Source organism: Nostoc cycadae WK-1 (assembly GCF_002897135.1).
Classification (GTDB): Bacteria; Cyanobacteriota; Cyanobacteriia; order Cyanobacteriales; family Nostocaceae; genus Nostoc_B.
Map to the genome: position 1 here is coordinate 1 of NZ_DF978459.1, position 6968 is coordinate 6968.

The 6968-nt window shown below is 39.0% G+C and carries 9 protein-coding genes; 3 read left to right on the plus strand and 6 right to left on the minus strand.

Annotated features, from left to right (window positions below; all coding sequences use genetic code 11):
• Nucleotides 1-8 precede the first annotated feature (8 nt).
• Nucleotides 9-254, plus strand: coding sequence for a pentapeptide repeat-containing protein (locus NCWK1_RS28575; protein WP_281259182.1), 246 nt, complete (start codon nt 9-11; stop codon nt 252-254).
• Nucleotides 255-433: 179 nt separating this feature from the next.
• Here NCWK1_RS28575 and NCWK1_RS28580 read toward each other — a convergent pair whose 3' ends face one another.
• Nucleotides 434-1261 carry a DNA/RNA non-specific endonuclease gene (locus tag NCWK1_RS28580; protein ID WP_103127007.1) on the minus strand — a complete coding sequence of 276 codons (828 nt, stop codon included), beginning with the start codon at nt 1259-1261 and terminating at the stop codon, nt 434-436.
• A 241-nt stretch (nt 1262-1502) separates the two neighbouring features.
• Here NCWK1_RS28580 and NCWK1_RS28585 point away from each other — a divergent pair, with 241 nt between their 5' ends.
• Together NCWK1_RS28585 and NCWK1_RS28590 are read left to right on the plus strand one after the other, a co-directional pair.
• A complete protein-coding gene (locus NCWK1_RS28585) occupies nt 1503-2018 on the plus strand; it encodes a hypothetical protein (protein ID WP_103127014.1) in 516 nt (171 codons plus the stop codon).
• Nucleotides 2019-2075: 57 nt separating this feature from the next.
• Nucleotides 2076-2921, plus strand: a complete 846-nt coding sequence (locus NCWK1_RS28590; protein ID WP_103127008.1) for a tyrosine-type recombinase/integrase — start codon at nt 2076-2078, stop codon at nt 2919-2921.
• A 135-nt stretch (nt 2922-3056) separates the two neighbouring features.
• On the opposite strand, the gene NCWK1_RS28595 is transcribed toward NCWK1_RS28590, so the two are convergent.
• From NCWK1_RS28595 to NCWK1_RS28620, 5 genes are all read right to left on the minus strand, one after another.
• Nucleotides 3057-3347, minus strand: a complete 291-nt coding sequence (locus NCWK1_RS28595) for a hypothetical protein (RefSeq protein ID WP_103127009.1) — start codon at nt 3345-3347, stop codon at nt 3057-3059.
• A gap of 276 nt (nt 3348-3623) precedes the next feature.
• Entirely contained in the window at nt 3624-4046 is a 423-nt protein-coding gene (locus tag NCWK1_RS28605; RefSeq protein WP_103127011.1) for a hypothetical protein, read from the minus strand.
• Nucleotides 4047-4054: 8 nt separating this feature from the next.
• Nucleotides 4055-5467: a hypothetical protein gene (locus NCWK1_RS28610; RefSeq protein WP_245895013.1), complete on the minus strand. Its 1413-nt coding sequence runs from the start codon at nt 5465-5467 to the stop codon at nt 4055-4057.
• Between the two features lie 156 nt (nt 5468-5623).
• On the minus strand, nt 5624-6175 hold the full coding sequence (locus NCWK1_RS28615) for a hypothetical protein (RefSeq protein WP_245895014.1): 552 nt from the start codon (nt 6173-6175) through the stop codon (nt 5624-5626).
• A gap of 52 nt (nt 6176-6227) precedes the next feature.
• Nucleotides 6228-6890 carry a hypothetical protein gene (locus tag NCWK1_RS28620; RefSeq protein ID WP_103127013.1) on the minus strand — a complete coding sequence of 221 codons (663 nt, stop codon included), beginning with the start codon at nt 6888-6890 and terminating at the stop codon, nt 6228-6230.
• Nucleotides 6891-6968: the final 78 nt, after the last annotated feature.

Genomic DNA, 6968 nt, shown 5'->3' on the forward strand with positions numbered 1-6968 from the left:
GTGCCAACCTGAGCGGTGCCAACCTGAGACTTGCCGACCTGAGACGTGCCAACCTGATTGATGCCGACCTGATTGATGCCGACCTGAGCCATGCCGACCTGAGCCATGCCGACCTGAGCAATGCCGACTTGAGCCATGCTATTGTTGCAAATGCCTTGTTTGGAGGAAGTATAGGTCTTACAAATGATATGAGGCGTGACCTAAAGAGTCGAGGGGCAATTTTTGGAGATCGCCCCCCAGTTCCAGTTTCTTAGAGGAAAAGTTAGACCCCTGAATTGCAGTACACTAGTACTATGAAAATCCCAGAGTGCGATCGCCATAATCTTGGTTTTAGTATGAGTAGCTGCTAGACTGATTCAACTAATCAGGTGAATACCAAGTCTCTCCGCAATTGCAGATACCGCATTCCCAAAGTTGTAGAAACTTGAGTTGTTTATAAATTATCTATCTTGCTTTCAATAACTTCTTGAATATTTGGAGAAACGTTAGAGATAAAGTCATAGCCAGTGAGTTGTTCTAATTGGTCAACACTCACTTTATACGTCCTCCAGTCATTATTTAGTTCTTGCTCATTGGGAATATTAACCGCAATTACACGAGTATTAGCAGTAATACCATTAATCCCAGAACCAGGATTATCTAGTACGACAACAATCTTCCAAGTGGATTTAGGAACTGTTACCTTACCCTTGAGGGGTTCACCTTGACTACCACTAGGCCCAGCGACAATATAAAGTTCTTTGCCAAGGCTTACCAATTCTCGACAATAATCTTCTAAATTGCCCCATGTATTTCTATTGTTATCGGGTGTCTGGGGCATCATGTTTGTCATTAAAAAAGTGGCGGCATTATCTTCTGTTGTCTTGGTGCGGTCTGCTGAAGGTGCAATATGCCCTCTGTCATAACCACTCCCAGAATACATAGAAGGAGTTACCCGTAACCAACCTGTAGGCAACGTGTTGTCCGCGCGGAAGTTATCTTGGCGCTCTGCATCTCCCAACCATGAGGAGTTAAGCTGCCAAGCTACCCAGTTGGCAGTTCCCTTACTGTTGTTGTAGGAAAGTGCATACTGATTTTTGACCATCAGGTAATTGTCGGGTGTGATATTCGTTGGCGTTGCACTGCTGGGATTTCCCAAGAGCAAATGCACACTTATTGATGGCGAAAGTTCGGTTGATGGTGGCAATTGGGAATGAGCCGGCGTACACCCAACAAAGAGCGCCACTAAAGCAGCTACACCCCAAAAACGACGGTTTACCATAAATTTTCGTTCTCTTAATTACTGATTTATCTCACTTCAGCTAATTGTTTGTATTTTCCTACTTTCACTGCATTTTGTTTCAACTTGTAAAGTGTGCGCTCGCCTAGTTTTCCTCTCTACGAGACGCTGAATGCGATCGCTTGAATTTGGCGGAGGCGATGTCTACGACGGGCTGCGCCTACGCATTCAGAAGACCGCTTTTCATCTATCATCAGTCTATTGCTATCAAATTCGATATCAAATGGCTGACCACAAGACCCCACCAAGCGAAATGGTTCGCGTCCCTACTGCCCTAATTCCAGCAGTAAAACAACTATCTAAATTACATCGTCAAGGTCATACAATAGCCTTGCTACAAGCCTTAGAGGAATTGTTCAGCCAGCTTGATAGCAATATTGATAGCGATATTGCCCCTAGTAGTAAATCAATTAAGCAGCTAGAGGCGAAGCTGGAAACCAAGCTAGAAACAATTACCAAGAAGCTGGAGCAAATTGAACGAGCGATATCTACTTCTGGTAGACACAACAACACCAGACCGCGCAGACAGCTTCACCCATACTTACAACCCCAAGTAGAATACCAACCCAGAAGCAATGAAAGTTTAGCCCCAAGACTTGGTGTTAATCCCAAAAACCTGATTATAGAAAGAGAAAAATTAAGTGCCAAAGAATTTATCAGTTGGTCGCGTAACCGTGACCCGATGAGTGTCGGCTGGGAATGGGATGATAGGACTGAACTTTACCATCCTGTAAAATAGCTGCCACTGTCCCCGCAATAAGCTTTAATGTAATATCATTCAACATAAGAATGGGCAATGTTGAATCATCCCTCTACCCTAACTAACGACGAACTCATTGACCTGTGGCTACATGGCAAAAGTGCCAACACGGTTGATGGTTATCGTCGCCATGCCGAACGATTTTTTACAAACACCAACAAACACCTAAAAGATTGCACCCTCATGGATGCTCAACTGTGGGTAATGACGCTAGGAGGTTCTGAAAACAGCAAACGGGTGGCTGTAGGAGCATTAAAAAGCTTGTTTTCTTTTGCTAAACAGTTAGGGGTAATCGAGGCTAATTTAGGAGTGCTGATTAAATCTCCAAAGGCGAAAAACAAATTGGCTGAACGAATTCTTACTCAAGAGGAAGTAAAATCACTGATGAATTCCACTACCAATGCCCGTGACCATGCAATCATCCGTTTACTTTACTTTGCAGGTTTACGGGTATCAGAACTATGTGATTTAAAGTGGCGTGACCTCAAAACAAGTGGTGACGGCGGACAAATCAATGTATTTGGTAAAGGGGAAAAAACCAGGGTTGTTCTTGTTGGTGCAAAGATGTGGCAAGAAATTCAGCAACTTAAGAACAATGCTCGTAGAGATGATCCTGTGTTTGTGTCTGCTAAAGGCGGTCATCTGTGCAGGTCGATGGTATTTCATATTGTGAAGAATGCAGCACACCGCGCAGGTATTGAGGGCAATGTCTCACCCCACTGGTTAAGGCACAGTCACGCCAGCCACAGTATAGATAGGGGTGCGCCTATTAACTTAGTACAAAAGACGCTGGGGCATAGTTCGGTGGCGATTACGGAAATGTATCTTCATGCTAGACCGACTGATAGTAGTGGGTTGTATTTGCTCGATGATGAGGAGTAAGAACAACTGCAATTAAGTTGAGCGATCGCTTATTAAAATAGGTGTTCTGGGAAGATATGTTTTATAAAAAAATATTTTGATAAGTAATCCGAAACGGTGTAACTCAAACTACTCAGTGTTTTTCTTAGAGGAAGGCTACTTCATTAATCGGCTTGGGTGGGTTAGTTCTCTAATGTACGGCTGGAGTATTCGGCCTTTCTCAGTCAGTATCCAAAAGCCAGTTACATACTCTTGGCAGAGGTCAAGTGATTTCAAGATATCGAGAATTTCTAAAACAATAGGACGTTGAACATAGAAAAACTGATTCAAGATAATTTCTCTCTCACATGGCAAAGCCATAAATATATCTTTTTCAAGGGTATCAATGATAAAAGGTTTGCCATTGACATCATGAACAGTTTCTACTAAATCAAATGGTAAATCCATAATTAATCATTAACTAAAAAGTGATTGTCATCTTTACAAAAGATAAGTTCACAACCAAACTCAACTACATATACCTTTGTTAATTCATACTGTTCTGACCTTTCAGTAAACAAACAGGTAACTGTCCTAACTTCTTCTCTGCCAGAGTTACAAAATTTAAATGTTCCTGTAATAACTCTGGATTTTGTAGGTTTATCTTCACCTGGAAACATTATTGCTCCTATTCTTAGAGTAAATAATAAAAGAGGATTAAGCAGAAGGCAGTCATCTCATTAATTAATCACAAAATATCTCTCTGCCGCAATTAGGGCATTCATTATTAATACTTCTTCCCTTGTCATCTTTTAAACAGGTAATAATATCGTAGTCACACAGTAAGTAGGGATAACTGCATTTGCAATACTTTAAATCCCCGTCATCTCCTTCATAAAATCCTGTTAAATTATCGGCAATTTGCCAAGGCTGAATCTCACAAGCTCTTTCTGGTAATCCTTGATTAACATTCCAGAATTTACCTTCATGAAAAATCACTACGATAAAGTTCGAGTAATCATTTGATTGATTCTCTAATTCACGTTTTGTTATAGCATCATAATAATTTTTGTAGCACCCGATAATATTCAGATCGATATTAGCAGGATAAGATTGAATAACTAAATATTCTCCCTCTAAAAATCTAAAATATTTTTGTATATCCATAGTTTTTCTTATAAATCAATAGGTTTACCGTTGAAATGTTCATGTATTTTTAGGGGATGAAACCACAATGGTAATGTGCGCTCTACATCCTCTAAACTATTACCTTGCTCATCTACTAGCCCATGACGGACAACCACTCTAGATAATGGTGTTTCGCCGTTAGCTGAGAATTTTTCTAACAAAATTGTACCAGCTTTTCTTGCTGCTGCTGTGCCATCTGGAAATGATTCATTAGTGGCATTATGTGTAATTCCTAATAAATATTCCTTGGCTTTCCTGGTATCAGTTAGACTAGCTTTAAAGAAAGCGATTGCACTGTTGCCACATAATGATTTAAGGTTTGTAAATTCGTCTACAATTACCTGCTGTTTAGTTGTTGGTTTTTGCTTAATTCGAGTTAGCCAGCGTTCACAGCAATCCTCAAAAGCAATACTAATATCCTCTTCAGTTTCAGCCTTGAATTGAGCATCTAGCAGCTTCCATACATCGGCATTATCACCTGTGGCGTGTCTATCAATTAATTGATAAATTGGTGCGCCTAAAGAATATTTTCTAATTAATGCAATAGCACTGGCTGTATAAGTCTTACCACTGCCTTGATTACCAATCAGCCACAACGGTTTAAGACTATCAATAATTTTCCACAGCCAGCCATCCTCATGCGCTTTTAAGGCATCAATTAGAGTTAGCTTAAGTTGTTCGTCAGGTGTAGGCTGTTTAGTATCTTGTATAGGCTTATTTAACTTTTCTAGCTTGCGCTTAGTTTCTGCTTCAGATAATAAGTTTTCTGCTATTTGCTTTGATAAATCAGAGATTTGTAACTCATGAGTTTTAATTGATAATTCTCCTTGTAGTTGTCCGTTAAGATGGTCTAGCTGTACCTCCGATTCTGATTTCATTGCTTGGATTGTTTCAGAAGTTTGTCGAGCAATTGCTTGTTTAGTTATCTCGGCTTGATTCTGTTTTGAAAATTCAAATAAATCTATATGTGTTTGCTCTAGGAAATCGTTTTCTAGAGCCTTGATTTTTAATAGTTTGAATTGACTATGTATAGCTTTCTCTTGATTATTCGTAATTGCTCTAGATACTCCATAAGCAGAGAGTAGTAACCCACTGCTGATAATGCCCCATACAAAGGCTGTAGGGTCTTCTGGCGGCAGGATTTTTTTTACATAGATATTGTTATCAAATAGCTGATTTCTTCGCTCACGGTCAATTAAGTAGCTGATACCGCGTTTAATATTTGCACCTCTGCAAATTACTTTAGAGTTACAATACAAAGTTTCCTCATGTTTAATTGAGTCGTTAAACATGGGTATGGCAGCAGCGAAACCACACAATAACAAGCCAAAAATAATTACTGTTGATGACTTGCGTTGTCGATTCAGTTGTTCACTAAACTTTGTAATTTCATCTATCATCTGAATAGCTGGTTAATTAATTGGTTGAAATTTGTGTGCTGTAGCCAAGTTAATAAACTGTCGATATTAATCACTACATCACTAAAACCAGTTACTAAATAATTTATAAATATAAGTGTTGACAAGCCACTGATAAACATCTCTAAAAATGACCAGTTACCCTTGATTTTCATTCTTAGTAAATCCCTTTTTTAAAAAACCTATTAATAAAACCGCTACCAGTGCGATCGCTAAACTTACACCTATATTTGGTAGCTGATAACTTAAGCCTTCACTGCTTCTAATTTCTTGGTAAGTCTCGGCTATGCCCGTATTAGTTTGTAATACTTCAGCCGCAATTTTACCAGTACCATTCCAAGAAACAGCACCACCAATTATTAATTTAATTATTCCTATTAATGGCTTCTGCCCTAGCGTAAATTCCCAAGATTCAGAAGTAAATGAGAAGCTGAAACCATCACCTACATCAATTAAGCCGGGAAGAAGGCTTACAATAGCACTAGATACTTGAATAATTGATAAAGTAACTTGTAGTTGAAACAGCAGCCAACTAAGGCTGCATGAAGTAATTTGACAGGCTAGAAATAATAATCCTGCATCAACTCTTTTTCTAGTTTCAATATCTGTATAAAGTTTCTGCTCGATATGGGTCAAATATCGAATAGTTTCTTGATTGGGTTGCTGTTCTTCGTCTTCTTCAAGTAGCATAATCATTCATCAATGGTAAGTACCCAGATATCCGCGTATCTGGGTACTTTGTTTAAAATCCAAGTGCGGCTTTAAATTCTAAAATCTTGGCTTTAATTCCTGCACCATATTTTTTCTCAGGAATCAAATCATATCTGGCTTGATCACCCTTGGCTAAAGCTTCATTAAGCTGGCGTTGCTGTAGTTGTTCATCTGCTGCAATTTGCTTAATTTCAGGTCTATTAAATTGCTCAGTCATTGCAGTGTTTCTATCAACTTCAATAAGATGAGCATCTAAATAACCTCTGACTTGAGAAAGATTCATCTGGTAAATATGACGATTATCTTCTGCTAGTTTTGCGTTATAAAACTCAGATGCTAATTCTTTACGCTCATGACCATAGCGGGAATTAGCTATCATGACTTGACTAACAGATTTATCAATTGCAATGGCACTTCTACCAGCTTGTAAAAGAATATCGGCAGTTGCCTTGTTGTAGGCTTCACTGCCACTGATAATCTCAATGTAAGCCTGTGCAAGTCTAGGAGCTAATTCACTACTTAGTCTGCCTTGCTTTGCTAATTCACCTATTTTCTGTGCTACTTGAATATTGCCATTCATGGCAGCGTCAAAATCTGCAAGAGTCACACCAAATTTAGAGTTTAAAGCTTGTCCTAATCTCTTACCTTTGGATGTTATGTGGTTTTTGAGTTTGGCTTTTGTTGGTTGAGTCATATTCTAAATAAATGTTTGGGTCACTAAAATAACGGTGTTGGGGTTTAACTATTCTGCTCATTTTGCAGCTATCAATAA

Coding starts and splice junctions, on each gene's coding strand:
- NCWK1_RS28585 (WP_103127014.1), top strand. CDS start 1,503: ATGGCTGACCACAAGACCCCACCAAGCGAAATGGTTCGCGTCCCTACT.
- NCWK1_RS28595 (WP_103127009.1), bottom strand. CDS start 3,347: ATGGATTTACCATTTGATTTAGTAGAAACTGTTCATGATGTCAATGGC.
- NCWK1_RS28620 (WP_103127013.1), bottom strand. CDS start 6,890: ATGACTCAACCAACAAAAGCCAAACTCAAAAACCACATAACATCCAAA.
- NCWK1_RS28610 (WP_245895013.1), bottom strand. CDS start 5,467: ATGATAGATGAAATTACAAAGTTTAGTGAACAACTGAATCGACAACGC.
- NCWK1_RS28590 (WP_103127008.1), top strand. CDS start 2,076: ATGTTGAATCATCCCTCTACCCTAACTAACGACGAACTCATTGACCTG.
- NCWK1_RS28605 (WP_103127011.1), bottom strand. CDS start 4,046: ATGGATATACAAAAATATTTTAGATTTTTAGAGGGAGAATATTTAGTT.
- NCWK1_RS28615 (WP_245895014.1), bottom strand. CDS start 6,175: ATGCTACTTGAAGAAGACGAAGAACAGCAACCCAATCAAGAAACTATT.
- NCWK1_RS28580 (WP_103127007.1), bottom strand. CDS start 1,261: ATGGTAAACCGTCGTTTTTGGGGTGTAGCTGCTTTAGTGGCGCTCTTT.